The sequence below is a fragment of the Dactylosporangium sp. CA-139114 genome (genome assembly GCF_050955725.1).
In the GTDB taxonomy this organism is placed as follows: domain Bacteria; phylum Actinomycetota; class Actinomycetes; order Mycobacteriales; family Micromonosporaceae; genus Dactylosporangium.
In genome coordinates this window covers 3,150,083-3,176,484 of record NZ_CP192080.1, presented here as the reverse complement: position 1 = coordinate 3,176,484, position 26,402 = coordinate 3,150,083, and the positions used below count along the sequence as shown (strand labels likewise).

Here is a 26,402-nt window from a genome sequence, read left to right as displayed (position 1 = left end):
CGGGGCGGTCAGGCCTTGGCGGTGCCCAGGGCGGTCTGGATGGCCTTGACCAGGACCGCGACCACCAGGGCGACCGACGGGCGGATCGAGGACTCCTCCATGCTCACCGTCCCGGTGAAGCCCGCGTGGTCGGAGATCTGCTCCAGCCGCGCGTGCGCCGCCCGCGCGTCCTCGCCGGTCAGGCCCAGGGCCGGCTCCATGCGCACGGCCGCGACCAGGGCCGCCAGGGCCGCGGTGCGCTCGTCGGGCTGGTCGTCGCCGATCAGGGCGAGGCTCAGCCGGTCGCGCACGTCGGCCTCGACCGAGGGGTCGATCGTCGGGTACCGGTGCAGGTGGATGTAGCCGTCCGCGGTCGTCTCGTCGACGTCGCAGATGATGTTGCGGGCGCACAGGTCGGCCAGCACGCGCTCGCGCAGGCCGTGGCGGAGGCGCTGCAGCCAGGAGGCCGGGGAGTGCGGGGTGTCGGCCGCGACGCGGGTCAGGACCTCGTCGGCGATCGCCTCACCCGTCGGCGCGGGGTTGGTCGCCGCCAGGGCGCCGCCGACGTAGGCGATGCGGCCCGCCAGTGCCAGCTCGACCAGCACGGCGGCGGCCATGCCCAGGTCGAGGCCGATGGTCGAACCGGTCGCCCGGCCCGACTCGTCGTCGTAGGCGAGCAGGAGTAGTTCCTCGGCCAACGCTACTGAACCCATGCCCGGGACGTTAGCGCGTACCCGCCAGGGGTCAAGCCCCCGGCCCGCGACCCGGGGGAGCCGGGTCACCCCGCCGGCGCCAGCGGGGGCGGGCGATCCGGCGACCCAGCGTAGGCATCGGAAGACGCACCGTGAAGGATGCCCCGTGGCCGGGGACGCTGGACGCCGTGATGGTGCCGCCGTGGCCGGTCACGACCTCGCGGAGCAGGGCCAGGCCGAGGCCGTGGCGGCGCTCCCCCGCCCCGGGGCCGCGGTGGAACCGGTCGAAGATGCGCTCGGCGTCGGCCGGGTCGAAGCCCGCACCGGTATCCCGGACGATCACCTCGGCGGCGTTGCCGTGACCGCCCGCGCGGCGGACGGTCACCGCGATGCGACCGCCGGGCGGCAGGTGCGCGAGGGCGTTGGCCAGCAGCTCGCTGAGCACCCGGCGCAGGGCGGACTCGATGCCGCAGACGAGCAGCGGGCCGCCGGGGGTGGTGACGGTGATGCTCTGCCCGCGCTCGGCGGCCAGGTCCGACTCGGCCGCGACCGCATCGGCCGCGAGGGCGGCGAGGTCGACCGGCTCCGCGGCGGGCAGGCCGTCCGGGGCCGCGGCGAGGCGGGCCGACAGCAGCAGCTCGTCGACGATCTCGCCGAGGCGGCGGGTCGAGGCCACCAGCCGCGCGAGGTCGCGGGAGGCGGAGCCGCGGCGGGCCAGCAGCTGGGCGCGGGTGTGGACCTGGGCGATCGGGGTGCGCAGCTCGTGGCTGGCGTCGGCGACGAACCGGCGCTGCCGGGCCAGGGCGTCGACCAGCGGGGCGACCGCGTGCCGGCCGACGAGCACGCCGGTGAGCACCGCGGCCAGCAGGCCGGCCAGGGCGGCCAGGGTGAACGCGAACAGCAGGTGCCGGCGGTCGGAGAGCTGGAAGCGGGCGTCGAAGGCGACCTGCACGACGCGGTCGCCGCGGCGCTCGGTGTGCACGTAGTAGCTGGTGCCGTCGCGGGTCAGGCGGGAGTCGCGGGGCTGGCCGGTCGCGGCGGCCGACTCGGCGTCGGCGCGCACCGGCAGGCCGGGCGGGGGCGGGGTGTTGGCGCCGAGGAAGGCGCCGTGCTCGTACCAGAAGACCCAGCTGCAGGCGGGCGGCCCGGGGACGGTGCCGTTGGCCGCGCCCCAGGCGAGCTCGCGCCGGATCTGGGCCTCCTGGCCGCGCACCAGCACGAGGTAGGAGATCCCGCCGGCCAGAGCCAGCAGCGCGGTGATCGCCAGCCCGACGCCGAGGCCGAGGCGCAGCCGCGCGCGGCGGACGAGGATCTCCTCCGCGGCGTTCACAGCGTGCCCAGGCGGTAGCCGAGCCCGTGCACCGTGCGGACCACCGGGCGGCCGAGCTTGCGGCGCAGGTAGTAGACGTAGGTGTCGACGATCGACGCGGCCGCGGCCTCGTCGAAGACCAGCCGCCGCAGCTCCGCGCGCGGGTGGACGGCCCGTGCCCGCGACGCCAGCACGCGCAGCAGCTCGAACTCGCGCGCGGACAGGGCGACCCGGGTGCCGTCGGGCAGCACGGCGTCGCGGGTCACGAGGTCGAGCCGCCCGCCGCCGACCCGCAGCGACCCGGCCGGCGCCGGCGTGCGCCGGACCAGGGCCCGGATGCGCGCGCTGAGCTCGTCGAGGTCGAACGGCTTGACCAGGTAGTCGTCGGCGCCCGCGTCGAGGCCGGCGACGCGGTCGCCGACGGTGCCCAGCGCCGTGAGCATGAGCGCGCGGGCCGGCACCGAGCGGGAGCGCAGCCGGGCGACCAGGTCGAGCCCGTCGAGCGCGGGCAGCAGCCGGTCGATGACCATGACGTCGTAGGGCCGGGTGAGGCCCAAGTGGAGCCCGCGCTGGCCGTCGCGCGCCCGGTCGACGACGTAGCCCTCGTCGACCAGCGCCTCGGCCACCATCTCACCGAGCTCCTCGTCGTCCTCGACGACCAGGAGCCGCGGGGGTTCCACGGCACGCACACCATGACAATGGCACCCTCAAGGGGCGACCGGGGAGTGATGGTTGTCTCTTTCCGGAAGACTTGCGGAAATCGCGGATCGTCGATCGATCCAGCTCAGCAGCGGTGTGGTCATGATCGTGGTGACGAGGGCGACGAGCACCAGGACGGTGAACAGCGACGGGCCGACGATGCCGGCCTCCAGCCCCACGTTGAGCGCGATGAGCTGCATCAGCCCGCGGGCGTTCATGAGCGCGCCGATGCGCAGCGCCACCGCGCCGGGCTCGCCCCGCAGCCGGGCCGCCGCCCAGCAGGCGCCGAACTTGCCGGCGATGGCGAGCACCACGCAGGCGACCGCGAACAGCAGCACCGCCGGGTCGCCGAGCAGCCCGAACTCGGTGCGCAGGCCGGAGAAGGTGAAGAACAGGGGCAGGAAGACGACGGAGGCGATCGGGGTGAGCGTCTCGACGACCCTGTCGGTGCGGGCGGTGTGCGGCATGACCACGCCGGCCGCGAAGGCGCCGAAGACGGCGTAGAGGCCGATCACGTCGGTGTACCAGGCCACGAGGAACAGCAGCGCGACCGTGCCCAGCAGCCGCCCCCGCTCGCCGAGGCGGTCGCCGGTCATCAGGGCGTTGCCGGCGCGGCGGCCGCCGAGCCACAGCGCCAGCGCGAAGACGGCCGCGCCGCCGCCGGTGACGATCGCCGGGCCGGGCTCGCCCGAGGCCGCGGCGAGCACGACCGCCAGCATGATCCACGCCGCCATGTCGTCCAGCGCGCCGCTGGCCAGGGCGAGCGAGCCGTACCGGGTGCCGGCCAGCCCCCGCTCGGTGATGATCCGGGCGAGCATCGGAAACGCGGTGATGGCCAGCGCGACGCCGACGAAGGCGGCCGTGACGCCCAGCGGCGTGCCCGCCTTGCGCACCGGGGCGAGCCCGTCGGTGAGCACGACCAGCAGCACGCCGAGCACGAGCGGCGCGCTCACCCCGGCCACCGAGACCGCGGCGGCCGTCCCGGCGACGCGCGTGATGCGATGGCCGGTGAAGGCGTACCCGGCCTGGAACATGAACAGCACGAGGCCGACCTGGCCCACGACGTACAACACCGGCAGCAGCGGCGCCGGGAACAGCCAGTGCTCCACCCCCGGCAGCAGCAGGCCGAGCAGCGACGGGCCCAGCAGGACCCCGGCGAGCATCTCGCTGACCACGGCCGGCTGCCCGGCCTTGCCCAGCAGCCAGGCCACCCCCTTGCAGAAGACCAGGATCGCGGCGACGGCGATGAAGAAGGCGGGTGCGAGCTCGGTGGGCGTCACGGGCGGGCCTCCTCGAAGTAGGTGCTGCAGAGCCGCTGACGACGGGCGTCGAGGACCATGTACGTCCCGCAGACCAGCTGCGTGAGCGCGCGCCCCGCCCCGGCCCAGCGATCGCGGAACGCCTGGGCGGCGAGGCGCGGCCGGCCCGGGGCGCGGCCCCCGGCGGGCGTGAGGTAGGCGGGGCCTCGGCTCGGCAGCGAGCGCGTGTGCGCGGCCGCCGAGGTGAGGACGTAGCGGCGCAGCACCTCGCGGGTGGCGGCGCGCAGCATCACGGGGGCGGCGCCGCGAGCCGGGCAGGCGCGGTTGGCCGCGACGCCGTAGGGGATGTAGTGCGCCTCCTGCTTCGGCAACCGCAGCCACCGGCCGGGGTCGAAGGCGTCGTCGGCGGCCGGCCCGGTGCGCTGGTAGGCGAGGTAGTTGAACAGCAGCACGGAGCCGGCGGGCAGCGTGACCCGCTCGTCGACGACGATCGGCGCGGAGGTGATGCGGTGCGCGATGCCGAACAGCGGGTGCACGCGCAGGGCCTCGTCGACGGCCCGGTCGAGCCCGGCGTCGTCGCCGGGGTCCGGGGCCCGGTGCGGGTGCCGGGCGACGCTGAGCAGCACGTGCGCCATCGCCTCGGACATCTGCACGACGGCGGTGTTGAAGAACGCGCCCTGCAGGTACCACGCCGTCTCCCGCGCGCTGAACCCGTCGGGCAGCACGACCGGGCAGGTGCCGTCCTCGACGCGGCCGAGCAGGTAGCGGGTGAGCCGGTCGCGGCGGTCGAGGTGGCGCAGGGAGGTGCCCTTGAGGGCGGTGACGACGTCGTCGGCGTTGGCCACGATGAGCTCCCGGGCCGCGGGCGGGCAGGGCTCGGCGAAGACCAGCTCGTAGTACACCTCGGCCCAGACCGGCATCATGAGGTCCCGCAGGCGCACGTGGGCGGTGCGGCCGGGCGGCAGCGCGTCGAGCCGGCGCCGGGTGGCCGCCGTGGCCAGCTCGTCGCAGCGCGCGTGCGGCACCGCGAGGACCCGGCGGGTGGTGCGGGCGACCTGGCGGTAGCGCTCCCCCGGCTCCAGGTGCTCCTGGTGCATCTGCGGGCCGGGGGCCAGCCAGTACCAGAACAGGTCGGAGAGGCCGGCGCCGCGGCTGCGCCCGTCGGCGGCCGGGTCGGCGTAGACGCGCTCGAAGTGCTCGGCGCCGACCAGCGGCCCCGGCACCGGGATGCCCTCCTCCCCGTTGACCCGCCGGAAGATCCATTCGCGGACGGCGACGACGGCCGACGGCAGCCACCGGGGCACCGTCCACAGCCCGCCGGCGAGGAGGGCGAGCAGGACCCACCTCATCGGACGGCCACCAGGTCCGGCGTGCAGTCGGCCGGGGTGCGGGCGCCCACGAGCGCGAGGGCCCGGTCGAGGTCGTCGAAGAGCCGCGAGAGCACCTGCCGCACGCCCCCGGCCCCGCCGGCCGCGAGCCCCCACAGCACCGGCCGCCCGACGAGCACCGCGTCGGCCCCGAGCGCGAGGGCGGCCACCACGTCGGCCCCGCGCCGGACCCCGCCGTCGACGAGCACCGGCAGCCGCCCCCCGACCGCCTCGGCGACCGCCGGCAGCGCGTCGATGGTGGCGATCGCCCCGTCGAGCTGGCGGCCGCCGTGGTTGGACACCACCAGCCCGTGCACGCCGTGCTCGACGGCGAGCGCGGCGTCGGCCGGGTGCAGGACGCCCTTGAGCAGGATCGGCAGGCCGGTGATCCCGCGCAGCCAGGTGATGCCCTCCCAGCCGAGCCCCGCGTCCATGGCGACGTCCCGCACCGCGCCGGTCTCGTCGCGCAGGTTCTCGCAGGCCAGCCCGGGCGGCAGGTCGTGGAAGCGGTTGCGGTGGTCGCGCTCGCGCCGGCCGAACACGGGCGAGTCCACGGTCACCACGAGGGCCCGGCAGCCGGCCGCCTCGACGCGGCGCACGAGCGCGGCGGTGAACGCGCGGTCCGGCTGGAGGTACAGCTGAAACCACCACGGCCCCCCGGCCGCGGCGATCGCCTCGACGGGCGTGGTGGCGGCCATGCTGACGACCAGCACCGTGCCGGCGCCGGCGGTCCCGCGGGCGGTGGCGACCTCGCCGTCGGGGTGGGCCAGGCGGTGGAACGCGGTCGGGGCGACGAGGACCGGCGCGGCCAGCTCGGTGCCGAACAGGGTCGTGCGCAGGTCCCGCGGGCCGGTCGCGCGCAGCACGCGCGGCCGCAGCCGGACGCGGTCGAACGCCGCGGTGTTGGCGCGCAGGGTCCGCTCGTCCCCGGCGCCGCCCTCGAAGTAGTCCCGGTGCGCGGGTTCGAGCCGCTCCCGCGCCCGGGCCCTCAGGTCAGCGAACATCGAGCTGCCGGGCGACGAACGCCGCGAGGGGCCGCACGTGGACCTCCGGCCGGTCCCACCGGTTCTCCAGGTTCTCGGCGAGATGGTGCACGGCCACGACCTCGCCGCCGCGGACCGCCCGCACGACGGGGTGCAGGTAGGCGGCGTCGTGCGCCTGCCCGGCGGTGTCCTGCGCGACGCGGCGCACGCTGATGTCGAACGGGTCGACCTTGTCGTGGTCGGGGCCGTATTCGAGCGTCGTGAGCAGCGCCAGCGGCGGGTCGCCGAGGCCCCCGTCGCGCACGTAGCCGACCGGGACCTCCTCGAGGTAGGACACCTGCCCGTCCTCGACGGTCACGACGTCGGCGAGGAACCCGAACTGCTGCCAGAGCGCGGAGCTGCGGTTCACCCGCCCGATGATCGCGTCGGTGATCGCCTCCGGGCCGGCCTTCAGCGGCGTCGCCGGCCACGGGGTGTCGTGGTGGCGCGCCTGCAGGATCCGGTGCAGGGCCCGCACCCCGTAGCGGAAGCCGTGGATGAACCCGTTGGTCCCCCGCTTGAAGTCGCGCTGCTGGGTGATGGTCCCGGCGAAGTAGAGCCCGGGCACGTTGACCGACTCGAACGCGCTCGTCTGCTGCGGGAAGCGGTCCTTGATGGCCAGGTCGGGCCGGGCCGACTCGTCGAAGATCGAGGCGTCGAAGCGGAAGCCGGTGCACGCGAGCACCCGGTCGTAGCGCAGCTGCTTCACCACCTCGTCGGCCCGGGAGAAGCTGAAGGTGACCTTGTAGCCCTCCGCGTCCCGCTCGATGCGGCGCACGTGGCCGTCGAGGACCGCGTTGGCGGACTTGAGCTGGTAGGTGTCCAGGAAGTTGTTGTTGACCGCGCGCAGGTGCCCGACGTAGTGGCTGCGCCAGGCCAGCTGCACCGAGCTCGGGCCGGCCACGTGGATGACGGTGGTGGTCTCCATGAGCGCGTCGGCGGTCTCGAACGCGGAGTTGCCCTTGCCGATGACGAGCACCCGCTGGCCGGTGAAGCCGTCCGGGTCGACCTGCATGTCCGCGTAGTGCTCGGCCAGCTCGTAGCCCTCGATCGGCGGCTCGTAGGACCTGGACACCCCGGTGGCGACGACGACGTGGCGGGCCGCGATGCCGTCGACGTCGAAGAGGCCGTCGGCGAAGGCGACGCGCGAGACCCGGGTGTCGTAGCGGATGCGCAGGTTCAGGCGCGAGGCGAAGTCCGCCAGATACCGCAGGTAGTCCTCGGCCTGGGGGAAGTACCGCGGCGTGTATCGGGTGAAGAGCAGTGCGGGATCGTCGCTCAGCAGCGAGTTCCAGTCGAGGCGCAGGTTCAGCTCGGGGTCGTCGGTGCCGGTGCGCGGCTTGTTGATCGAGATCAGCTGCCGGTGCCGCGGGAACCGGGCGAAGAACGCGCCCGGCCGCCCGGCGCCCTCCAGCACCAGGTAGTCGCGGCGCCCCTCGGCCTGCAGCAGCGCGGCGAGCTGCAGCCCGGCCGGGCCGGCCCCGATGATCAGGTAGTCGAGCGTCACGACGGTCACCTTTCGAGCGCTTCGACGGCGTCGGCGGCCCGCCGCACGTCGTCCTCCAACGGCCGGTCCGGGTCGATCGGGGGCACCGCGGCCACGAGGGCGTCCAGCAGCCCCGCGTTGCCGGGCGCGGTCGGCGGGCGGGCGCCGACGTACGCGGCCTGCCGCAGCCCGAGCGCGAGCGAGCCGACGATGAGCCGCAGCAGCCGGGCCTGGTCGAGGGCCCGCAGCGCGGCCTGGTTGCCCAGCGGGATCACGTCCTGGTTGTGCAGGTTGGTCGGCAGGCTCTGCATGCTGGCGGGCATGGCGTCGCGGCGGATCTCGGCGACGAGCGCGGTCGAGGCGAGCTGGACGCCCTGCAGGCCGTGCTGGCGGCCGGGGCCGGCCGCGAGCATCGGCGGCAGGCCGGTGTTGCGGGCCGGGTCCACGAGCAGGTCGAGCTGGCGCTCGGCGAGGTTGCCGACCTGGGCCACGACCATCGAGAGGACGTCCGCGGCGAACGCGGCCGGCTGGCCGAAGAAGTTGCCGCCGTGCACCACGGCGTCGTCGTCGGGGAAGAACAGCGGGTTGTCGCTGATCCCGCTCAGGTCGGCGGCGACGACGCGGTCGGCGTAGGCGAGCGCGTCCTCGGCCGCGCCGAGCAGCTGCGGGGAGCAGCGCAGGCTGTAGGGCTCCTGCAGCGGGCGCCGGCCCGACGGGGTGTGGCCCGCGGCGAACCCGCGCATCGCCGCGCCGACGGCGATCGCGCCCGGGTGGCCGTAGGAGCGCAGCAGCCGCTCGTCGAGGAACTGCGGGTCGCTGCCGAGCAGGTCGGCCAGCAGGCAGGTGAGCCGCTGCACGGCCCGGTGCGCGGCGCGGGTGCGCACGAGCGCGAGGGCGAGGGCGGCGGTGGTGAGCGAGGTGCCGTTGACGAGCGCGAGGGCGTCGCGACCGTCGAGCGGCAGCGGCTGCAGGCCGGTCCGGCGCAGCGCCTCGGCGGCCGGCAGGCGCTGCTCGCCGGCGTAGGCGTGGCCGCGGCCGCGCAGGGCCTGGGCGGCGGCGCCGAGCGGGATCAGGTCGCCGCTCGCGCCGACCGAGCCGTAGCGGGGCATCGCCGGCGCGAACGCCGTGCCCAGCATCGCGGCCAGGGCGTCGATGACGTGCGGGGAGACCCCGGACGCGCCGCGCGCGAGGGAGCACACCCGCACCAGCATCGTGGCCCGGGCGACGTGCGGGTCGATGTCGGGGCCGTGCCCGGCGCCGAGGTGGGCGAGGGTGTTGTCGGCCTGGTCGCGCAGGTCGGCGCGGCCCGCGTAGCCCACGAGCGCGCCGAAGCCGGTGGTGGCGCCGTAGACCGCTCGGTCGTCGCCGAGCACCTTGGCCAGGAAGGCGCGGCCGGCCGCCACCCGGTCCCGCACCGCCGCCCCGGCCGTGACCCGGATCGGGTCGCGGGCGGCGAGCAGGTCCGCGATCCGCAGCGGCGCCGCGAGGTCAACCTCTGCCGTCATGGGAGGCGACGCTAGAGCCCGATTCTCAGAGCGCTCTGAAATCGGCTCGTTACGGTGCGCCGCATGACGCTGGACTACCTCATCATCGGAGCCGGCCCGGCCGGGCTGCAGCTGGCCGCCCTGCTGGAGCGCGACGGCCGCGACTACCTGGTGCTCGAGGCCGGGACGGCGCCGGGGACGTTCTTCACCACCTACCCGCGGCACCGCACGCTGATCTCGATCAACAAGGTGTGGACGGGCTGCGAGGACCCCGAGTTCAACCTCCGTGCCGACTGGAACTCGCTGCTGAGCGACGACCCTTCCCTGCTGTTCAAGCACTACAGCCGCCGGTACTTCCCGCAGGCCGACGACCTCGTGCGCTACCTGGCCGACTTCGCGTCCCGCCTGCACCTGCGGATCCGCTACGGCACCCGGGTCTCGCGCGTGGCCTTCGGCGACGGGCTGTTCGACGTCGACGGCATCACCGCCCGCCGGGTCGTCGTCGCCACCGGCGTGTCCGAGCTGTACGTGCCGCCGATCCCCGGGGCCGGGCTCGCCGAGCGCTACGACACCGTCAGCGTGCGCCCGGAGGACTTCACCAACCAGCGGGTCCTCATCATCGGCAAGGGCAACTCCGCCTTCGAGACCGCCGACGCCCTGCTCGAGACGGCGGCCGTCATCCACATCGCCGGGCCGCACTCGATCCGGCTCGCCTGGCAGACGCACTACGTCGGGCATCTGCGCGCGGTCAACAACAACTTCCTCGACACGTACCAGCTCAAGAGCCAGAACGCCGTGCTGGACGGCACCGTCGAGCGCATCGAGCGCCGCCCCGGCGGCGGGTTGCGGATCGACCTGCGCTACGCGCGCACCGTCGAGCAGCCGCGGCGGCTGGAGTACGACCGGATCATCCTCGCTACCGGGTTCCGCTTCGACGCCTCGATCTTCGACGACTCGGCCCGGCCGCGGCTCGCCGTCGACGACCGCTTCCCGGAGCAGACCAGCGCGTTCGAGTCGGTCAACGTGCCCGGGCTCTACTTCGCCGGCACCCTGACCCAGCAGCGCGACTTCAAGCGGTCGACCAACGGGTTCATCCACGGCTTCCGCTACGGCGTGCGGGCCCTGCACCGCATCCTCGGCGTGCGCCACCACGGCACCCCGTGGCCGTCGTCGCGGGTCGAGGCCTCGCCCGAGGGGATCGCGGACGCCGTCATCGCCCGCGTCAACCGCACGTCGGGGCTGTGGCAGCAGTTCGCGGTGCTCGCCGACGTGGTGCTCGCCGACGGCTCGTACCTCGAGGAGGTGCCCGTCGCCTTCCTGCGCGACGGCGGCCTGGGCCCGGACGTGTTCGCGTTCGTGACGACGCTGGAGTACGGCCCCGGCCACGACACCGTCGACCCGTTCGACATCACGGTGCCCCGCATCGCCGAGAACGACGCGGCCGCCGCGCACGAGGCCGCCTACCTGCATCCCGTGGTGCGGGTGTACCGCGGGGCCGAGGTCGTCGCCGAGCACCATCTCGCCGAGAACCTGGAGAACCACTGGGACCTGCCGGCGGTGCACCGGGAGCCCCTGTCGCGGTTCGTCAAGGGCGTCCTCGCCGATGCCTGACACGGACACCCGCGAGGACACCTGGCCGCAGCCGGTCCTCGATCTGCTCGCGACCGGCGACGACCGGCCCGTGTTCGAGGACGGTCCGTCGGTCGTGACGGCCGCCGCGATGGCCGGTCTCGTCCGGCGGATCGCGGCCGGGCTGCGCTCCCGCGGGGCGGGACCCGCCACGCCGGTGGTCCTGACGACGGGGGTGAGCGCCGCCGCGTTCGCCGCGAACCTGGCCGCGTTCGCGGTCGGGGCCACGGTCTCGGGGCGGTCCTTCGCGGCCGGCGAGCTCGTCGTGGACGACGCCCGGCTCGCGGCGTGGTTGGCGCTGCCGGACGACGGCGCGCCGCTCGTCGCCGCCGGGCGCCCCGGGGACATCGCCCGGCTCATCTGGACCAGCGGCAGCACCGGCCGGCCGAAGGGCTGCGCGCAGACGTACGCGGCGATGAGCGCGGCCTGGGCGCCGTACCCGGACCGCTGGCCGCCGGCGGTCGCCGAGCTCGCCTCGCGGCTGCGGCGCTACCTGGTGTTCGGGTCACTCGCCTCGCAGGTGATGCTGGAGTACGGCATCCTGGCCCTCGCCGCCGGCGGGACCCTGGTCGCGGCCCGCCCGCCCGGCTTCCCGGACATGATCCCGCGGCACCGGGCCACCGGGAGCGTCATCACCGTGGGCAAGCTGCACCAGCTCGTGCGCGCCCAGCGCTCGTCGCCGGCCGACCTGTCGTCGCTGCGCGCGCTGCTGGTGTCGGGGTCGCCGCTGGAGCCGGCGCGGCTCGCCGAGGCCCTGGACGTGCTCGGGCCGGTCGTCTTCCACGGGTACGGGCAGACCGAGACCGGCATGATCGCCATGGCCACGCCGTCGGAGATGCTGGCCGACCCGGCCGTGCTCGCCAGCGTCGGGCGCCCGCCGGCCGGGCACGACCTGTCGATCCGCGACGGCGAGCTGTACGTGCGCACGCCCGCGCAGGCCTCCTCCTACTGGGGCGACCCCGCCGAGACCGCCGACGTGTTCCGCGACGGTTGGGTGCGCACCCGGGACCTGGCCAGCCTGGACGACCGCGGCTACCTGCACCTGGCGGGCCGCGCCCGGGACGTCGTGATCGTCGACGCGCAGCTGGTCCACGCCGGGCCGATCGAGCGCGTGCTCGGCTCGGACCCGTCCGTGGCCGAGGCCTACGTCGTCGCCCGGCCCTCGTTCGAGACCGGCGAGGCGGTGCACGCGTTCATCGTGCCCGCGCGGGGCCGCACGCCGGACCCCGCGCGCCTGCGCTCGCTGGTGGCGGCCGCGCTCGGCGAGGCGGCCGTGCCCCAGGCGATCACGGTGATCGACGCGGTGCCGCTGGCCCCGAGCGGCAAACCGGACAAGCGGGCCCTGCTCGGCTCATCCTGAAGTCGTAGACGCAAGACCCGACTCGGGTCGGAGGCGCCGGTTCGCGGGTTTTCGTACGGTTGGTACATGACCAAGGATGCAGGCAACTGGCGCGGAACCGTCGCCAAGAAGTCGCGGGCGCTGCTCGACGGCTCGAACCTCTACCGGCGCCTCGAGGTGCGGCTCGACGACGGCACGACCCTCGACGTCAAGGTGGACCGGGACCTGTGGAAGGAGCTCGAGGTGGGCGACCGCCTCGAGCGGCGCGAAGGCGAGCAGCCCCGCCGTGGCTGAGCGCAGGGTCGTGCTGTACGAGCTGCTCTCCCTCGACGGCGTGGCCGACGAGCCCGGCGAGGGCCAGTGGTTCGTCGACGCGGGCGAGGGGCTCCTGGACAACCTGGCGCGGGTGATCGCGGACCAGGACACCGTGCTGCTGGGCCGGCGCACCTACGAGCAGTGGGCCCCACACTGGCCGGGCTCCACGATGCAGCCCTTCGCCGACTTCATCAACACCACGCCGAAGATCCTGTTCTCGGCGACCGCGCCCCGCTACGACTGGGCGGCGACCACGCACGTCACGGGTCCGGCGGCGCCGTACGTCGCCGAGCTCAAGCGCGCCCCCGGCGGCGACATCGGCATCCACGGCAGCCTGACGCTGGCGCGCGCGCTGCTGCGCGAGCACCTCGTCGACGACCTGCGTCTCGTCGTCTCGCCCAGCCTCGCCGGCCAGGGCGGGCGGCTGTTCGACGACGCCGGCGGCCTGCAGCGCTTCGAGCTCGTCGATGCCGACCGCTCGGGCGGCTGCCTGCTGCTGCACTACCGCCGGCCCACGTCCCCGGGCTGAGCGCCGGACGCCCCGGCGGTCGTGATGCGGTGCGCGGCCGGGGCGTCCGCGGGCCAGCCGGTCACGGTGCGCTGACCGACGGTGAGCGGACGGGAGACGCAGCGCGGTCCGCGCGAACCCCACAGGAATCATCCGCACCACCGGGTGCCGACTGTGCGCGTCCCATCGAGCGATCGCCATCGAACGGCCGGACCACCCGTTGTTCGAAAACCCGACAGACCGCAGGCTTTGGTCCTGCTTGCGGCCGATTCGGCGGTACCGCGGCGCGGTGGATCTCGGGTAGTGTGCGCGAGGCATTCGGCGAGAGGACGAGGACCATGACGCAGAACGGGATGCGACAGTACGACGACCGCGTGGCGGGCCCCGGCGTCATGCAGCAGCCGGGCGAGGTGCCCCCGGGCATGGCCGGCGACCAGGCCAAGGCGCTCGCGGTGCTCACCATGGCCCAGCGCACCGCCGAGGAGCACATCAACACGGCGATCACCGAGGCCGAGCAGATCCGGGCCGAGGCGCACGCCAACGCCAACGCGATCATCACCGACGCCCAGGCCCAGGCCGGCGCCCTGCGCGAGGAGGCCGAGAAGATCCTCGGCCGGGCCCGCAGCGCCGCCGAGAAGATCGCCCGCGAGGCCGAGTCCTACGCCGCCGACACCGAGCGCAACGCCGGCGAGGTCCTCGCCGACGCCCAGGGCCGGGCCGAGGACATCGTGCGCGAGGCCCAGGACAACGCCTACGACATCAAGCAGCGCGCCGAGCAGATCTACGAGGACGTCGTCGGCGGCCTCACCTCGAAGCGGCAGGCGCTGCAGCAGCAGATCGAGGCGCTGGAGCGCTTCGACCAGGAGTACCGCTCCCGCCTCACCGGTTTCATGCAGCAGCAGATGCGCGCCCTGTGGGTCGGGCAGCCGCAGGTCGCCGGGGCGCAGCAGGAGTTCCAGGAGACCGGGGCGGTCGCGGGCGAGCTGCTCCCGGCCCAGCGCGCCGCGCACGAGGACGAGCGGGACCCGCAACCCGCCGAGTGAGGCGAATTCTCAGCATCCACCGGCTAGCTTGCGCCGCGTGGAGCGGATCGAGTGCCAATGGTGCCGGCTGCAGAACGCGCCCGGGGCCACCTCCTGCATGACGTGCGGCGCGCCGCTCGACGTCGCGAACATGGTGAGCGACTCGGGCTGGCGCGAGGCGCCCCGGCTGCGCGACATGACCGAGTTCCGGTTCTCGGGCTCGATCGCGCAGGTCGAGGGCGAGCTCGTCCCCGTCATCGACATGGCGCTCGCGCCCGGTGACGCGGTGTACTTCGAGCATCACGTCCTGCTGTGGAAGGACGAGCAGACCCCGGTCACCGCGATGCCAACCGGCGGGGGGATGCGCCGCGTGTTCGGCGGCATGCCCTTCGTGCTGACCCTCGCGCACGGACCGGGCCGCGTCGCGTTCTCCCGCGACTCCCCCGGCGAGCTCGTCGTGCTGCCGCTGCACCCGGGCATGGAGCTCGACGTGCGCGGGCACGCGTTCCTGCTCGCCACGCACACCGTCGGCTACGACTTCATCCGCATCCAGGGCCTGGCCAACGTGCTGCACGGCGGGAACGGGATGTACCTCGACCGGTTCGTCACGCAGTCCGCGCCCGGGCTGCTGGTGCTGCACGGCTACGGCAACGTCTTCGAGCGGTACCTGCGCCCCGGCGAGAAGATCCTCGTCGAGCCGGGCGGGTTCCTCTACAAGGACGCCTCCGTCGGCATGCAGGCGGTGCAGATGCCGGTGAAGACGGGGCTCATGCGCCGCGGCATGTACCTGGCGGAGATGACCGGCCCGGGCCGGGTGGGCATCCAGTCGATGTACGTCCACCACCACGCGGAGTGAGGGCGCGATGAGCACGGGCGTTCCCGAGGGCTGGACCGTCTGCCGGTACTGCCGCATGCCCCACCCGCCCGCCGGGCCCTCGTGCCCGAGCTGCGGTGCGGCGCTGGACGTGCGCCAGGTCAAGACCCGCTCCGGCTGGATCGAGCAGCCGCCGATCAAGGACATGGCCCGCATCCAGTTCGGCCGGTCCCGCGTGCAGATCGAGGGCAAGTACGTCCCCGTCGCCGACTTCACCCTCTCCGGCCAGGAGTGGATCTACTTCTCCCACCACGCGCTGCTGTGGACCGAACCCGGCGTGCAGCTGGGCAACACCTCGCTCGCCGGCGGCTGGAACCGGATGCTCGCCGGGCTGCCGCTGATCATGGTCGAGGCGCGGGGCGCGGGCCGGCTGGCGCTGTCCGGCGACTCCCCGGGCGAGCTCATCGCGCTGCCGCTGGTCCCGGGCCGGCACGTGTGGACCCGCGAGCACCGGTTCCTCACCGCGACCGGGAACATCACCTACACCTGGCAGCCGACCGGCATCTGGTACGACACGGGCACCGGCGACGACCGCGAGACGCACTATCCGCTGGGGCAGTACGGCGACCTGTTCTCCGCCCAGCAGGGCCCGGGGCTGCTCCTGCTGCACTCGCCGGGCAACACGTTCCTGCGCGACCTCGCGCCGGGCGAGACGGTCCTCGCGCAGCCGGGGGCACTGCTGTACCGCGACGTGTCGGTCCAGGCCCACCTGCACCTGGAATACCCGCGCGGCACCCAGCGCGTCTCGTGGCGCTCGTCGTTCAGCCAGCGCAACATCTGGCTGCGGCTGGTCGGCCCCGGGCGGGTCGCGGTCTCCTCGGTGTTCCATCACACCAGCTCGGAGAGCATCACGCGCAACTCCGCCGCGACCGTCCAGCGCTGGTAGGTTTCCGGAGGGTGACCGGCGGGGCGCGCGCCTCGAGGCGTGAGCGGCGGCGGCGCGCAGGGGATAAGGTCGGACGCATGTCGGTGAGCGAGGACTTCCAGCAGGCCCAGATCGATGTGAAGAAGCTCGGCGCCCGGCCCGGCAACGATGTGTTGCTGAAGCTCTACGCGCTGTACAAGCAGGGCACCCACGGCGACGCGAGCGGCAGCCGGCCCGGGATGTTCGACCTCACGGGCCGGGCCAAGTTCGACGCGTGGAAGTCCGTGGCCGGGACGGACCAGGAAGAGGCGCAGCGGCAGTACGTCGAGCTCGTCCGCCGGCTCCAGGGCCTGTGACGCGCGGGGCTCAATGGCCGCGGAAGGCCTCCTCCAGCCACCAGGAACCGCGCGACGCCGTCACCTTGGCGTCGATGAGCAGGGGGCGGTCGCGGGGGCCGTCCAGCCAGGCGCGCACCGGGGCCAGGCCGGCCGCGGAGCGCACCACGACGCCCTCGCAGCCGTAGCCGCGCGCGATGGCCGCCAGGTCGGTGTCCGGGAACGTCACCGTCCCCAGCGGGTGACCGTGCGGGCCGAAGTGGTGGACCTCGGCGCCGTACGCCGCGTCGTCGTACACCACGATCGCCATCGGCAGACCCAGCCGTACGACGGTCTCCAGCTCCGAGATGCCCATCAGGAACCCGCCGTCGCCGAGGGCCGCGACCGGCAGCCGGTCGGGGCGGGCCACGGCGGCGCCGATCGCGGTCGCCAGGCCCAGGCCGATCGACTGGAACGCCTGGGTGAAGCAGAAGCCGGCGGCATCGGGCACGGCGAGGTACATCGACGGGTAGCCCATGAAGTTGCCCGAGTCCACGCTGACCGTGCGGGCCGCGGGGAGCAGGTCGTCCAGGGCGATCGACAGGGTGCGGGGGTCGATGCGGCCGTCGGCGCTCAGGTCCTCGAACGGCTCGTCCCGCCAGCGCACGCTCGGCAGCGCTCGCGTGCGGTAGCCGGTCGAGGCCGGCACCGCGGCGAGCACCGCCGTGGCCGTGGCGGCGGCGTCGCCCAGCACGCCCAGGCCGGTGTGCAGCGCGTCCGGGTCGACGTCGACCTGCGCCACCGCCGCCCCGGGGCCGATCAGCCGCCCGTGCCGGGTGGTCCACATGCTCAGCGAGCAGCCCCACGCCACGACCGCGTCGGCGCCGGCGATGCGCTCGGCCGCGGCGGGTGAGGCGAAACCGCCGGCCACGTCGAGGTGCCAGGGATCGCCGTTGAACAGGCCCTTGGCGACCGCCGAGGTGGCCAGCAGCGCCCCGCACCGCTCGGCCAGCGCCGCGATCGCCGCCGCGGCACCGGGATCGCGGGCGCCGCGGCCGGCGATGAAGACCGGCCGTCGCGCGCCGGCCAGGAGATCCGCCAGAGCCCGCACGGATGCCGCATCCGGCCGGTGTACCGGCGGCAGCGGTTCGGCACCGGGTCGGACCTCGGCACCGCAAGCCCCCTGCACGTCCAGCGGCAGGCTCACGAGCACCGTGCGGCGCTCGATCCGGGCCCGGCGGGCCGCGCGCAGCACGTCGGCGACCGCGCTCGCCGGGGTCGCCGCGCGCTCGAACGCGGCGCCGATCCCGGAGGCGAGCGCAGCCTGGTCGAGGCGGAAGTTCGAGCGGGCGCCGGCCGCGCCCGTGTCCGCCGCGAGCACCAGCAGCGGCGTGCGGCTCTTGGCCGCCTCGGCGATGCCGGTCAGCGCGTTGGTCACGCCGGGGCCCTGGTGCAGGCTCAGCACGCCGAGCCGGCCCGAGGTGCGGGCGTAGGCGTCGGCCATGACCGCCGCGCCGCCCTCGTGCCGCGCGGCGACGAACCGGGCGCCCGCCGCCACGAGGGCGTTGGTCAGGTGGAAGTTGCCGCTGCCGACCACCCCGAAGACGCACTCGACCCCGGTGGCGGCCAGGGCCCGGCCGATCGCCTCGGCGACGAGCACGTCAGCGCTCGACCAGGGCGAGCACCCGCGCCGGGCTGCCGGAGCCGCGCACGATCGGCAGCGGGCCGGCGACCACCACGGCGCCCCGGGCCGGCAGGCGGTCCAGGTTGCGCAGCTGCGTCAGCCCGTACTTCCCCGCGCCCAGCAGGAACGAGTGGCACGGGAACGGCGGGTCGAAGGAGTGCGCGGCGCCCGCGTCCGTGCCGACCGTCTCGACGCCCAGGCCCAGGATCGGGGTCTCCTCGGCCAGCCACTTCGCGCACGCCGGGGAGACGCCGGGGGTGTTGCCCGCGTTGAGGTACGCGGCGTCGTCGTCGCCCCGCGCGTCCCAGCCGGTGCGGTAGAGCAGCCAGCCGCCGTCCGGCAGCGGCCCGTGCTCGGCCGTCCAGGCCCGCACGTCCTCGATCTGCAGCAGGTAGTTGGGGTCGGCCGCGGCCCGGTCGGCCCGGTCGATGACGACGGCGGGGGCGAACAGCTTGCGCGCGGGCACCTGGGCCACGTCCTCGCCGTCGCGGCCCGTCACCCAGTGGATCGGCGCGTCGAAGTGGGTGCCGGTGTGCTCGCCGGAGCGGAAGTTGTTCCAGTACCAGGCCGGGCCGCGCTCGTCGTACCGGCTGATCTCCTCGGACTCGAAGCGCCAGGTGTTGCCGAACGGCTCGGGCAGCCGCAGGATCGGCGTGTCGTTGCTCAGCGGGGCGGTGAGGTCCACGACCTCGATCGAACCGGCCGCGACGGCCTCCACCAGATCGTTCAGGAGCGACATGCCGCGACCGTAATCGCCGCGCCCGAGCCGTCGCAAGGGTGCCGCTCGCGCCGGGGCGGGACGGAAAACGCACCCGTTATGACAAACGTGTGACTGTCTGCCGTGCGGCTGGCGCGAACCCGGCGGCGCAGCTAACATGATCGATGAGTCCGGCGTCTTCCCCCGTGGATGCCGGACTCCTTTATGTCTGCGCCACCTCTGTCTGCGCCACCTCGCGCAGGTAGTCGTCCAGCAGACCGGCCGCCGTCAGCATCGCCCGCGCGCGGGCCGAGTGCCGCGAGCGCCACGTCTCCAGCGTCGAGGCCAGGGCCTGCGGGCCGCCGGCCGCGCGCACCTGGCGGACCACCGCGGCGATGTGGGCCAGCAGGTAGCCGCCCCGCCGCAGCAGGTGGGCGAGCTCCGCGTCGCGGACGTCCGCGGGGCCGTACACCCGCTGCCGCGTGGCCCGGTCCCGCTGCGGGGCCAGAATCCCGGCCCGCTCCCACTTGCGCAGCGTCGCCGGCTTCACCCCGAGCCGATGGGACAGGGCGCCGATCGGCAGGGGCTGCTCGGCCGGGGGCGGCAGCGGGCCGGCCAGGACCCGGGCCGCCGACTCCACGCCGTCCAGGGTTTCGCGGTCGCGCAGCAGCTGGGCATGGCTCGCGTCCAGGCGGCGCAGGGCACCGTCCACGTCGCCGGCGCCGACGGCCCGCATCACGTCCCCGGCGACCGCGTGGCCGTGCGCGGGGACCAGGGCCAGGAAGGCGCGCAGGGCGGCCGCATGGACGTGGGTGTACCGCCGATAGCCCGAGTCCGTCCGCGAGGCCGGCGGCAGCACGCCGTCGCGCTCGTAGTTGCGCACCGACTGCGCCGAGATCCCGTGCTCCCGGGCCAGGTCCACCGGTCTTTGAGGCTTCACCATGCAACTCCCGGTCATACACGGCCAAAGTCTCACAGAGAGGTTCAGCGATACGGTAAAGGTCATGCTAGTTCGACTCCACGACGGCTCGGCCGTCGACGCCGAGGTCCACGGCACCGGCCCCACGGTGCTGCTCCCCGCCGCCCCGGAGCCGGTCGAGGGCCCGAAGGCCGACGAGCTGCGCCGGTGGGGTGCCGACCCGGCGCTCGGGCGGCGCCTCATCGACGGTCTCACCGAGCGCGGCCTGCGGGTCGTCGCGTTCGACTACGAGGGGCACGTGCTCGCCGAGCCGAAGCCGGACACGCTCACGCCCGACAACGTCTGCGCCGACATCCTCGCCGTGGCGGACGCGACCGGTTCGCAGCGCTTCGCCTGGTACGGGTACAGCTGGACCGCCGTCAGCGGCCTCCAGCTGGCCGCGCGCACGGACCGGCTCACGGCCCTGGTGATGGGCGGCTGGCCGCCGCTGGGCGCCCCGTACGCGGCCATGCTGCGGGTCACGACGGCCACGCACGCGATGGCGGTGAGCCCGCCGGCCGTGCCCGAGCAGACCGGCAACGCGTGGGCCGACGCCGAGTTCACCATGCCGGAGCCCGCGGCGCGGCAGTTCATGACGCTGTACCGGGGCCTGCGGGACTTCGACGAGCGCGCCGCCCTCGCGAAGGTGACCTGCCCGCGGCTGTGCGTCGTCGGCGGGGCGGACCGCATCACCTACGACGAGCGCTGGGGCGGCGTCACCGTCGACCTCGCGGCGCCGGTCGCGGCCCACCGGGCCGAGCTCGAGTCCATGGGCTGGGAGGTCCACGTCCTCGACGGCCTCGACCACATGGGCGCGATGCAGGCGGGCACGGTGCTGCCGATCCTGGCGCCGTTCTTCGGGAGAGCGCTCTCTGAGGAAAACCGGTAGTCTCGCGCGATGCTGCGTCTGGTGTTCGGCGCCCTGCGGCGCAGGGGTGCGCAGAGCCTCGCCGTGTTCGCGCTCGCCGCGCTGTTCGTCGCCGTCGCCGCCGCCGGGCCGCTGTTCGACGCCGCGGCCGCCCAGCGCACCACCGCCGCCGACCTCGCCGGGACCACCGCGGCCGACCGGCTGCTGTCGGTGCGCCGGCCCGTGGCGACCGGCTCCGACCCGGCGGCCGCGCTCGCGGACTTCCGGCGCGCGGCCGCCGCGGTGCTGCCCCCGCATCACGGGCCGGTCTCGCTCGGGCTGACCCAGACGCTCATCGCACGGGTCGACGGGCTCGGGAAGATGGTGCCGCTGGCGTACCGCGACAACGCCTGCGACCACATGCGCATCGACGGCGCCTGCCCGGCCGCGCCCGGCGAGGCCGTCGTGAGCCGCGCCGCCGCCAAGACGCTCGGCCGGCCGGTCGGCGGCGAGATCGAGCTGCGGACCCAGCTGACCGGCGCGGGCGTGCCGCTGACGGTGCGGATCGTCGGGCTCTACGACCGCGCCGACCCCGGCGGCGACTGGTGGGCCGACCCCTCGTTCGCGCCCGGGCGCATCGCCGCCGGCGAGGAGACCGTCGACCCCGTGTTCCTGCCGATCGGCGCGTTCACCGGGATGCTCGCCGCACCCACCGCCGTCTACACCGTGCCGGCCCCGCCGACGCTGCTCGAGGACGGCTTCGAGGCGACCGCGTACGCGCTCAAGTCGGCCGGGTTCGACGTCACCGCCCCGCCGGACGCGCTGCTGGCCCAGGTCTCCGGCGACCGGGCGGCGACCCGGCGCGGGGTGCTCGCCGGCTGGGTGCAGGCCCTCGTGCTGTGCGCCCTGGCGCTCGGGATCGTCGGGCGGTACACCGCGCAGGACCGCCGCCCCGACTACGCCCTGCTGCAGCTGCGCGGGGCCACCCGCGCCCGCACCGTGCTGCTCACGGTGTGGCAGCAGCTGCTGCCGATGCTCGCCGCCGTGCCCGCCGGGCTCGCGCTGGGCTGGGCCGCGGCCCGGCTGGCCGCGGGCGCGCCGGCCCCGGTGCGCGCCTACGCCCCGGCCGGGATCGCCGCCGCCGTCGCCGTCGCGGCCGGCCTCGCCCTGCTCGTGCTCGCCGACCTGCCGCTGCTGCGCACCCCGGTGGCCGAGCTGCTGCGCCGCACCCCGGCGCCCGGGCGGCGCGGGGCGGCCCTGTTCGACCTGCTGCTCGTGGCCGGAGCCGTCGCGGCGCTGGTCCAGGTGCGCTCGCAGGAGCGGGCGGCCGTACCGTCCGGGTTCGCCGTGATCGCCCCGGTGCTGCTGGCCCTGGCCGCCGCGACCCTCCTCGCCCGGCTGGTCACCGCGCTCGCGGGGCGGGCCGGGCGCGCGGCGCTGCGGGCCGGGCGGGTGCCGGCGGCGCTCGCCGCGCTGCAGTACCACCGCCGCCCCGGCATCGACCGCATCTTCGCGCTCGTGGCCGTGGCCGTGGCGCTGCTCGGGCTCGCGGGCGGGGACCTGCTCGCCGGGCGCGACGCGCGCGCCGACCGCACCGCGGTGGAGCTGGGGGCCGAGCGCGTGCTGACGGTGCGGGCGGCCAGCCACACGACGCTGCTGCGGGCGGTACGGCTGGCCGACCCCGGCGGCCGGGACGCCATGGCGGTCGCGCTCGACGACACCACCGACCCGCCCGTGCTCGCCGTGGACGCGTCCCGCCTCGCCGCCGTCACCCGCGGCGCCGGCGCGCTGCCCGCCGAGACCGCCGCGGTCCTCGCCCCGGGCCGGGCCGGCGAGCTGCCCCCGGTCGAGGCCACCGGCCTCACCCTGGCCGCGCGCAACGACTCCCCCGGCCCGCTGCGGCTGGTCGTGCAGCTGTCCAGCACCGGCACCGGCGCGGCCGTGAACGTGATCCTCGGGCCGTTCGCCCCCGGCGAGCACGAGGCGAGCGCGCCGCTGGCCGGCTGCGGGGCGCCCGGCTGCCGGATCGTGGCGCTGGCGCTGGCCGGGCCGGGCGACGAGGACGGCAAGCCGGCGGTGCCCGCGGCCGCCTCGGCGCTGACGGTACGGTCGCTGCGCCAGACCGGCGCGAGCGCGCCCGTGCTCGACGCGGACCGGCTCGGCGACCCGCGGCGGTGGCGCGCCGTGCTCACCGGGCCCGGCATCGTGGTGGCCCCGTCCGACGGCGCGCTGACGCTGCGCATGCCGCCGCCGCCCGCGGAGGGGACCTCGCAGGCGCGGCCGGACACCGGCGCGTACGTCGTCGACGGCGCGCTGCCGATCCCGGCCGTGCTCGCCGGGGACCCGCCCCGCGGCTGGGCCTCGGGCGAGCCCACCGTGTCGCCGTTCGGCTCGCCCGCCCAGCCGCTGCGCATCGCCGCCCGCCGGCCCGTGCTGCCCGTGCTCGGCGGCGCCGGGCTCGTGCTCGACCTCGACGCCGTGCAGCGCGCGCTGCCCGCCCCGGCGAGCACCGGCACGCTGCAGGTGTGGCTGGCCGCGGGCGTCACCGCGGCGCGGGCGGCCGCGATCGCCGACCGGCTCGCCGCGGCCGGGGTGGAGGTCGTCGGCTCCGAGACCGCGGCCCGGCACCGCGCCCGCCTGGCCGAGCAGGGCACCGCGTTCGCGGGCCGGTTCCGGCTGCTCTCGGCGGTCGCCGGGCTGCTGCTGGCCGCCGTCGCCGCCGCGGCCGCGGTGTCGGTCGAGCGCCGGGTGCGCGCGGGCGAGGTGCGGGCCATGCGGGTGCAGGGCGTGCCGGCGCGGGCCACGGTCACGGCCGCGGCCGGCGGGCAGGCCGCGCTGCTCGTGCTCGGCACGCTCGGCGGGCTGGCCGCGGCCGCGTTCGCCGGGTGGGCGATCGACGCGCCGGTCGCCGCGTTCGTCGACGACTGGCATCTCACCGCGCCGCCGCCCGCCCTGCGCCCGGGCGCGCTGGGCCTCGCCGGGCTCGCCGCCCTGGCCGTGCTCGCCGTCGCCTCCGGGCCGGCGCTGCTGGGCCGCCCCGGCGGGCGGCCGGGGGCCGGCCGATGATCTCCCTCGTCCTGGCGATGCTGCGCACCCGCCGCGGCCAGGCGGTCGCGCTGCTGCTGCTCACCGTGCTCGGGGTCGGCGCGACCGTGGCCGTGCCCGCCTACCTCGCCGCCGTCGACGTGGCCGTGGCCCGGGGCGAGGTCGCCGCGGCCACGCCCGGCGAGCGCGCGATCACCGTCACCTCCGAGGCCGACGTGCGCGGCACCGCGCAGAGCATCGACTTCGACAGCGTCGCCGGGGCGCTGCTGGACCAGCCCGGGTTCACACACGTGTACGCGGTGCGCTACCCGGTCCTCGGCCTGGACACCGACGGCAACGGCAGCTCGCACATGGTCTTCCGGCAGGACGTGTGCGCGCACCTGGCGATGGTGTCGGGGCGCTGTCTCGTGGGCGCGGGCGAGATCGTGCTCGGCGAGCAGACCGCGAAGCGGCTCGGGCTCGGGGCGGGGTCGCAGCTCACCCTGTGCTACGCCCGGCTCGTGCCGAACTCGCTCTCCGGGATGGCCATGTTCGAACCGGACGGGCCCGCGAGCGAGGTCGTCGTCGCCGGCGTCTACCGGCCGGTCTCGCCGTCGGAGCAGTACTGGGGCAGCCACAAGTACTTCACCGCCGACGCCACCGGCCGCGCCGCCGAGCCGGTCTTCACCAACGCGGCCACCGTCGAGCGGCTCCAGCCGCACCGGGCCGAGGTCTCCCTCGACGCGACCGCCGACCCGGGCGTGTTCGACGCGCTCGGGCCGCTGCGGGAGCGCGTCGAGCAGCTGCGGCAGCGGGCCAGGGCGGTCGGCGGCGAATACCAGGTCACCACCGGCCTGCCGGGGCTGATCGACCGCGTGCAGCAGAGCCAGGACCTGGCCCGCCGCAGCGTGCCCGCCGGGGCCGCGCCGCTGCTCCTGCTCGCCTATCTGGCGCTGTACCTCGCCGTCGACTACGGGTCCGAGGGCCGCCGCCCGGAGCTCGCCGTCGTCGCGCTGCGCGGCACCCGCTGGTGGCAGCGGCTCCTGCTCGCCATCGGGGAGCCCGTCGCCGCCATCCTCGCCGGGGCCGTCGCCGGGCTCGTCGCCGGCCGCCTCGTCGTGGCCGCGCTCGTGGGCTGGCGGCTGCCGGGCGTCGCGTTCTCCCTCGGCCTGGCCGACCCGGGCGCCGCCGGCATCGCCGCGCTGACCGCCCTGGGCGCGATCGCCGTCGCGGTCGTGGCCCAGCGCCGCCACCTCGCCGGGCCCGTCGCCGACCTGCTGCGCCGGGTCCGGGTCCGCACCTCGCTGGGCTGGCGCTCCGCCGTCGTCGTGGCGGTGCTCGCCGCCGCCGCGCTCGTGCAGCTGTTCACCACCGAGGGCCGCCTCGACGGCGTCGGGCTGCTGGCCCCGGCGCTGTGCATCGCCGCGCTCGCGGTCGCCTGCGCGCGGCTGCTCGCCCCGGCCGCGCGGGCGCTGGGCCGCTCGGCGCTGCGCCGGGGCCGGCTCGGGCTCGCGCTCGCCGCGCTGCAGGCCGGCCGGCGCCCCGCGGCGCAGCGGATGCTGCTGCTGCTCATCACCGCGGTGGCGGTGCTCGGATACGCCGTGAGCGCCACCGACGTCGCCGCGCAGGACCGGGACCTGGCCGCGCGCATCGGCACCGGGGCCACGCGGGTGCTCGACGTCGGGCCGGTGACCCGCCAGCAGCTCCTGCACGCGGTGCGCCAGGCCGACCCGGGCGGGCGCTGGGCCATGGCCGTCGCGCAGCTGCCGCCCGGGGCGCCCGGGGAGCCGGCCAAGCTCGCCGTGGACGCCGCGCGGGTGCCGGCCGTCGTGCCGTGGCTGCCGCAGTACGGCGACGTCGACCCCGCCCGCGTCCCCGCCCTGCTGCACCCACCGGCCCGCGAACCGGTGGTCCTGGACGGCAAGGTCGTGCGCTTCGACGTAGACGTGACCAGCCAGGGCGACGAGCCCGTGCGGATCAAGGCGGTGCTGGAGTCGGTGACCGGGCGCGGGTCGGCCGTGCTCGACCTGGGGGCGGTGGCCTCGGGGCCGTACACCCTCAGCCGCGCCGACGCCGTGTGCACCGACGGCTGCCGGCTGGCCGCGCTGCGCCTCAGCTCCGACCGCATCGGCGGGGCCGCGATCAACGCGACCGTGACCCTGCGCGGGCTGTCCGCGGCGGCCGCGGACCTGGCCGACGCCGCCCATTGGCGGGCCACCGGCGGCACCCTCACCGCCACCGGGGAGGGGCTGCGCTTCACGGTCAGCGGGGTGCTGACCGACGGGGCGTGGTTCCAGCCGGCCGACGCGCCCTACCCGCTGCCGGCCCTGGCGACGGTACCGCTCCCCCAGCGCCTCGCCGGCATCGACGGCCGCCCGACCGACGTGCGCCCGGTGGGCCGCGCCGAGGCCCTCCCGCGCGTCGGTTCGTTCGGCGCGCTGGTCGACCTCGAGTACGCCGACCGCGTCTCCTCCGACGGTGGCGGCGCCCTGGAGCCGCAGGTGTGGCTGTCCGCCGCGGCGCCGCCCGACGCGCTGGACCGCCTGACCGGCCAGGGACTCATCGTGACCGGCGAGCGCAGCGCCGCCTCGGTCCGCGCCCGCCTCGACGGCGAGGGGCCGGCCCTGGCCCTGTGGTTCCACCTGCTCACCGGCGCCCTGGCGGTCCTGCTGGCCGCGGGCGGCATCACGATGATCACCGCCGTGGACCGCCCGGCCCGCGCGGCCGACCGCGAGGCGCTGCGCACCCAGGGCCTGAGCCGCGCGGCGCTGCGGCCGGCGGCGCTGTGGACGTATCCGGCGCTGGTGCTCGCCGCGGGCCTGCTCGGCCTCGCCGCGTCCCTGGCCGTGTGGCGCCTGACGGGCTGGTCGCTGCCGGTGTTCGGCGCGGCGTCCGAGCTGCCGTCGCTGCCCCTGCCGCGCTGGCCGGCCACCCTGGCGCTGCCGCTGACGTGGCTGGCGAGCACCGCCCTGCTGTCGCTCGTAGCGGCCCGGCGCTCGTGAGGGCAGGCGTCGCGCTCCCGGGCCGCG

At 75.8% G+C, this 26,402-nt stretch carries 22 protein-coding genes; 11 read left to right on the top strand and 11 right to left on the bottom strand.

Features of this window, described 5'->3' with window-relative positions; all coding sequences use genetic code 11:
- Nucleotides 1-8: 8 nt before the first annotated feature.
- Genes ACQP2P_RS14440 through ACQP2P_RS14405 form a run of 8 tightly spaced genes read right to left on the bottom strand, consistent with a single transcriptional unit; the run spans nucleotide 9 to nucleotide 9,318 of the window.
- Complete coding sequence (locus tag ACQP2P_RS14440) at nucleotides 9-692, bottom strand: GOLPH3/VPS74 family protein (RefSeq protein WP_433616358.1); 684 nt, start codon at nucleotides 690-692, stop codon at nucleotides 9-11.
- A 31-nt stretch (nucleotides 693-723) separates the two neighbouring features.
- Nucleotides 724-2,001, bottom strand: a complete 1,278-nt coding sequence (locus tag ACQP2P_RS14435) for a sensor histidine kinase (protein WP_433616356.1) — start codon at nucleotides 1,999-2,001, stop codon at nucleotides 724-726.
- Nucleotides 1,998-2,660, bottom strand: coding sequence for a response regulator transcription factor (locus ACQP2P_RS14430; protein WP_433616354.1), 663 nt, complete (start codon nucleotides 2,658-2,660; stop codon nucleotides 1,998-2,000). Before ACQP2P_RS14430 ends, ACQP2P_RS14435 begins: the two co-directional genes overlap by 4 nt.
- Nucleotides 2,661-2,687: 27 nt before the next feature.
- A complete protein-coding gene (locus ACQP2P_RS14425) occupies nucleotides 2,688-3,959 on the bottom strand; it encodes a cation:proton antiporter (protein ID WP_433616353.1) in 1,272 nt (423 codons plus the stop codon).
- Complete coding sequence (locus ACQP2P_RS14420; RefSeq protein ID WP_433616351.1) at nucleotides 3,956-5,287, bottom strand: cytochrome P450; 1,332 nt, start codon at nucleotides 5,285-5,287, stop codon at nucleotides 3,956-3,958. The genes ACQP2P_RS14425 and ACQP2P_RS14420 overlap by 4 nt, the downstream gene beginning before the upstream one ends.
- Nucleotides 5,284-6,309, bottom strand: a complete 1,026-nt coding sequence (locus tag ACQP2P_RS14415) for an alpha-hydroxy acid oxidase (protein ID WP_433616349.1) — start codon at nucleotides 6,307-6,309, stop codon at nucleotides 5,284-5,286. The genes ACQP2P_RS14420 and ACQP2P_RS14415 overlap by 4 nt, the downstream gene beginning before the upstream one ends.
- Nucleotides 6,299-7,834 carry an NAD(P)-binding domain-containing protein gene (locus ACQP2P_RS14410; RefSeq protein ID WP_433616347.1) on the bottom strand — a complete coding sequence of 512 codons (1,536 nt, stop codon included), beginning with the start codon at nucleotides 7,832-7,834 and terminating at the stop codon, nucleotides 6,299-6,301. The genes ACQP2P_RS14415 and ACQP2P_RS14410 overlap by 11 nt, the downstream gene beginning before the upstream one ends.
- Nucleotides 7,835-7,839: 5 nt before the next feature.
- Nucleotides 7,840-9,318, bottom strand: coding sequence for an HAL/PAL/TAL family ammonia-lyase (locus ACQP2P_RS14405; protein WP_433616345.1), 1,479 nt, complete (start codon nucleotides 9,316-9,318; stop codon nucleotides 7,840-7,842).
- Nucleotides 9,319-9,381: 63 nt separating this feature from the next.
- On the opposite strand from ACQP2P_RS14405, the gene ACQP2P_RS14400 reads away from it, so the two are divergent.
- The 8 genes from ACQP2P_RS14400 (at nucleotide 9,382) to ACQP2P_RS14365 (ending at nucleotide 16,205) form a co-directional block, all read left to right on the top strand.
- Nucleotides 9,382-10,908 (top strand): NAD(P)-binding domain-containing protein, encoded by a 1,527-nt coding sequence (locus tag ACQP2P_RS14400; protein WP_433616344.1) that lies wholly within the window; start codon nucleotides 9,382-9,384, stop codon nucleotides 10,906-10,908.
- Nucleotides 10,901-12,286: a class I adenylate-forming enzyme family protein gene (locus ACQP2P_RS14395; RefSeq protein ID WP_433616342.1), complete on the top strand. Its 1,386-nt coding sequence runs from the start codon at nucleotides 10,901-10,903 to the stop codon at nucleotides 12,284-12,286. The genes ACQP2P_RS14400 and ACQP2P_RS14395 overlap by 8 nt, the downstream gene beginning before the upstream one ends.
- A 66-nt stretch (nucleotides 12,287-12,352) precedes the next feature.
- The gene (locus tag ACQP2P_RS14390; protein WP_433616340.1) at nucleotides 12,353-12,559 is read left to right on the top strand and encodes a DUF7489 domain-containing protein; all 207 of its coding nucleotides are present in this window, start codon (nucleotides 12,353-12,355) and stop codon (nucleotides 12,557-12,559) included.
- Complete coding sequence (locus ACQP2P_RS14385; protein ID WP_433616339.1) at nucleotides 12,552-13,109, top strand: dihydrofolate reductase family protein; 558 nt, start codon at nucleotides 12,552-12,554, stop codon at nucleotides 13,107-13,109. The genes ACQP2P_RS14390 and ACQP2P_RS14385 overlap by 8 nt, the downstream gene beginning before the upstream one ends.
- 317 nt (nucleotides 13,110-13,426) lie before the next feature.
- Nucleotides 13,427-14,131, top strand: a complete 705-nt coding sequence (locus ACQP2P_RS14380) for a hypothetical protein (protein WP_433616337.1) — start codon at nucleotides 13,427-13,429, stop codon at nucleotides 14,129-14,131.
- 37 nt (nucleotides 14,132-14,168) lie between these two features.
- A complete protein-coding gene (locus tag ACQP2P_RS14375; RefSeq protein WP_433616336.1) occupies nucleotides 14,169-14,966 on the top strand; it encodes an AIM24 family protein in 798 nt (265 codons plus the stop codon).
- A 7-nt stretch (nucleotides 14,967-14,973) separates the two neighbouring features.
- Nucleotides 14,974-15,870 (top strand): AIM24 family protein, encoded by an 897-nt coding sequence (locus tag ACQP2P_RS14370; protein ID WP_433616334.1) that lies wholly within the window; start codon nucleotides 14,974-14,976, stop codon nucleotides 15,868-15,870.
- Between the two features lie 77 nt (nucleotides 15,871-15,947).
- Nucleotides 15,948-16,205, top strand: coding sequence for an acyl-CoA-binding protein (locus tag ACQP2P_RS14365; protein ID WP_433616333.1), 258 nt, complete (start codon nucleotides 15,948-15,950; stop codon nucleotides 16,203-16,205).
- A gap of 10 nt (nucleotides 16,206-16,215) precedes the next feature.
- On the opposite strand, the gene ACQP2P_RS14360 is transcribed toward ACQP2P_RS14365, so the two are convergent.
- The 3 genes from ACQP2P_RS14360 to ACQP2P_RS14350 form a co-directional block, all read right to left on the bottom strand.
- Entirely contained in the window at nucleotides 16,216-17,823 is a 1,608-nt protein-coding gene (locus tag ACQP2P_RS14360) for a thiamine pyrophosphate-binding protein (RefSeq protein ID WP_433616331.1), read from the bottom strand.
- Nucleotide 17,824: 1 nt separating this feature from the next.
- Nucleotides 17,825-18,586, bottom strand: coding sequence for a cyclase family protein (locus ACQP2P_RS14355; protein WP_433616329.1), 762 nt, complete (start codon nucleotides 18,584-18,586; stop codon nucleotides 17,825-17,827).
- Between the two features lie 181 nt (nucleotides 18,587-18,767).
- On the bottom strand, nucleotides 18,768-19,487 hold the full coding sequence (locus ACQP2P_RS14350) for a TioE family transcriptional regulator (protein ID WP_433616327.1): 720 nt from the start codon (nucleotides 19,485-19,487) through the stop codon (nucleotides 18,768-18,770).
- Between the two features lie 61 nt (nucleotides 19,488-19,548).
- Between ACQP2P_RS14350 and ACQP2P_RS14345 the strand changes: the two genes are divergently transcribed.
- The 3 genes from ACQP2P_RS14345 to ACQP2P_RS14335 are packed head-to-tail and all read left to right on the top strand — an operon-like array spanning nucleotide 19,549 to nucleotide 26,375.
- Complete coding sequence (locus tag ACQP2P_RS14345; RefSeq protein ID WP_433616325.1) at nucleotides 19,549-20,391, top strand: alpha/beta fold hydrolase; 843 nt, start codon at nucleotides 19,549-19,551, stop codon at nucleotides 20,389-20,391.
- Nucleotides 20,392-20,400: 9 nt separating this feature from the next.
- Nucleotides 20,401-23,415, top strand: a complete 3,015-nt coding sequence (locus tag ACQP2P_RS14340) for an FtsX-like permease family protein (RefSeq protein WP_433616324.1) — start codon at nucleotides 20,401-20,403, stop codon at nucleotides 23,413-23,415.
- The gene (locus ACQP2P_RS14335; protein ID WP_433616322.1) at nucleotides 23,412-26,375 is read left to right on the top strand and encodes a hypothetical protein; all 2,964 of its coding nucleotides are present in this window, start codon (nucleotides 23,412-23,414) and stop codon (nucleotides 26,373-26,375) included. The genes ACQP2P_RS14340 and ACQP2P_RS14335 overlap by 4 nt, the downstream gene beginning before the upstream one ends.
- The last annotated feature ends 27 nt before the right edge of the window (nucleotides 26,376-26,402 follow it).

Coding starts and splice junctions, on each gene's coding strand:
- ACQP2P_RS14440 (WP_433616358.1), bottom strand. CDS start 692: ATGGGTTCAGTAGCGTTGGCCGAGGAACTACTCCTGCTCGCCTACGAC.
- ACQP2P_RS14420 (WP_433616351.1), bottom strand. CDS start 5,287: ATGAGGTGGGTCCTGCTCGCCCTCCTCGCCGGCGGGCTGTGGACGGTG.
- ACQP2P_RS14415 (WP_433616349.1), bottom strand. CDS start 6,309: ATGTTCGCTGACCTGAGGGCCCGGGCGCGGGAGCGGCTCGAACCCGCG.
- ACQP2P_RS14405 (WP_433616345.1), bottom strand. CDS start 9,318: ATGACGGCAGAGGTTGACCTCGCGGCGCCGCTGCGGATCGCGGACCTG.
- ACQP2P_RS14400 (WP_433616344.1), top strand. CDS start 9,382: ATGACGCTGGACTACCTCATCATCGGAGCCGGCCCGGCCGGGCTGCAG.
- ACQP2P_RS14395 (WP_433616342.1), top strand. CDS start 10,901: ATGCCTGACACGGACACCCGCGAGGACACCTGGCCGCAGCCGGTCCTC.
- ACQP2P_RS14390 (WP_433616340.1), top strand. CDS start 12,353: ATGACCAAGGATGCAGGCAACTGGCGCGGAACCGTCGCCAAGAAGTCG.
- ACQP2P_RS14380 (WP_433616337.1), top strand. CDS start 13,427: ATGACGCAGAACGGGATGCGACAGTACGACGACCGCGTGGCGGGCCCC.
- ACQP2P_RS14370 (WP_433616334.1), top strand. CDS start 14,974: ATGAGCACGGGCGTTCCCGAGGGCTGGACCGTCTGCCGGTACTGCCGC.
- ACQP2P_RS14365 (WP_433616333.1), top strand. CDS start 15,948: ATGTCGGTGAGCGAGGACTTCCAGCAGGCCCAGATCGATGTGAAGAAG.
- ACQP2P_RS14355 (WP_433616329.1), bottom strand. CDS start 18,586: ATGTCGCTCCTGAACGATCTGGTGGAGGCCGTCGCGGCCGGTTCGATC.
- ACQP2P_RS14350 (WP_433616327.1), bottom strand. CDS start 19,487: ATGGTGAAGCCTCAAAGACCGGTGGACCTGGCCCGGGAGCACGGGATC.
- ACQP2P_RS14345 (WP_433616325.1), top strand. CDS start 19,549: ATGCTAGTTCGACTCCACGACGGCTCGGCCGTCGACGCCGAGGTCCAC.
- ACQP2P_RS14340 (WP_433616324.1), top strand. CDS start 20,401: ATGCTGCGTCTGGTGTTCGGCGCCCTGCGGCGCAGGGGTGCGCAGAGC.
- ACQP2P_RS14335 (WP_433616322.1), top strand. CDS start 23,412: ATGATCTCCCTCGTCCTGGCGATGCTGCGCACCCGCCGCGGCCAGGCG.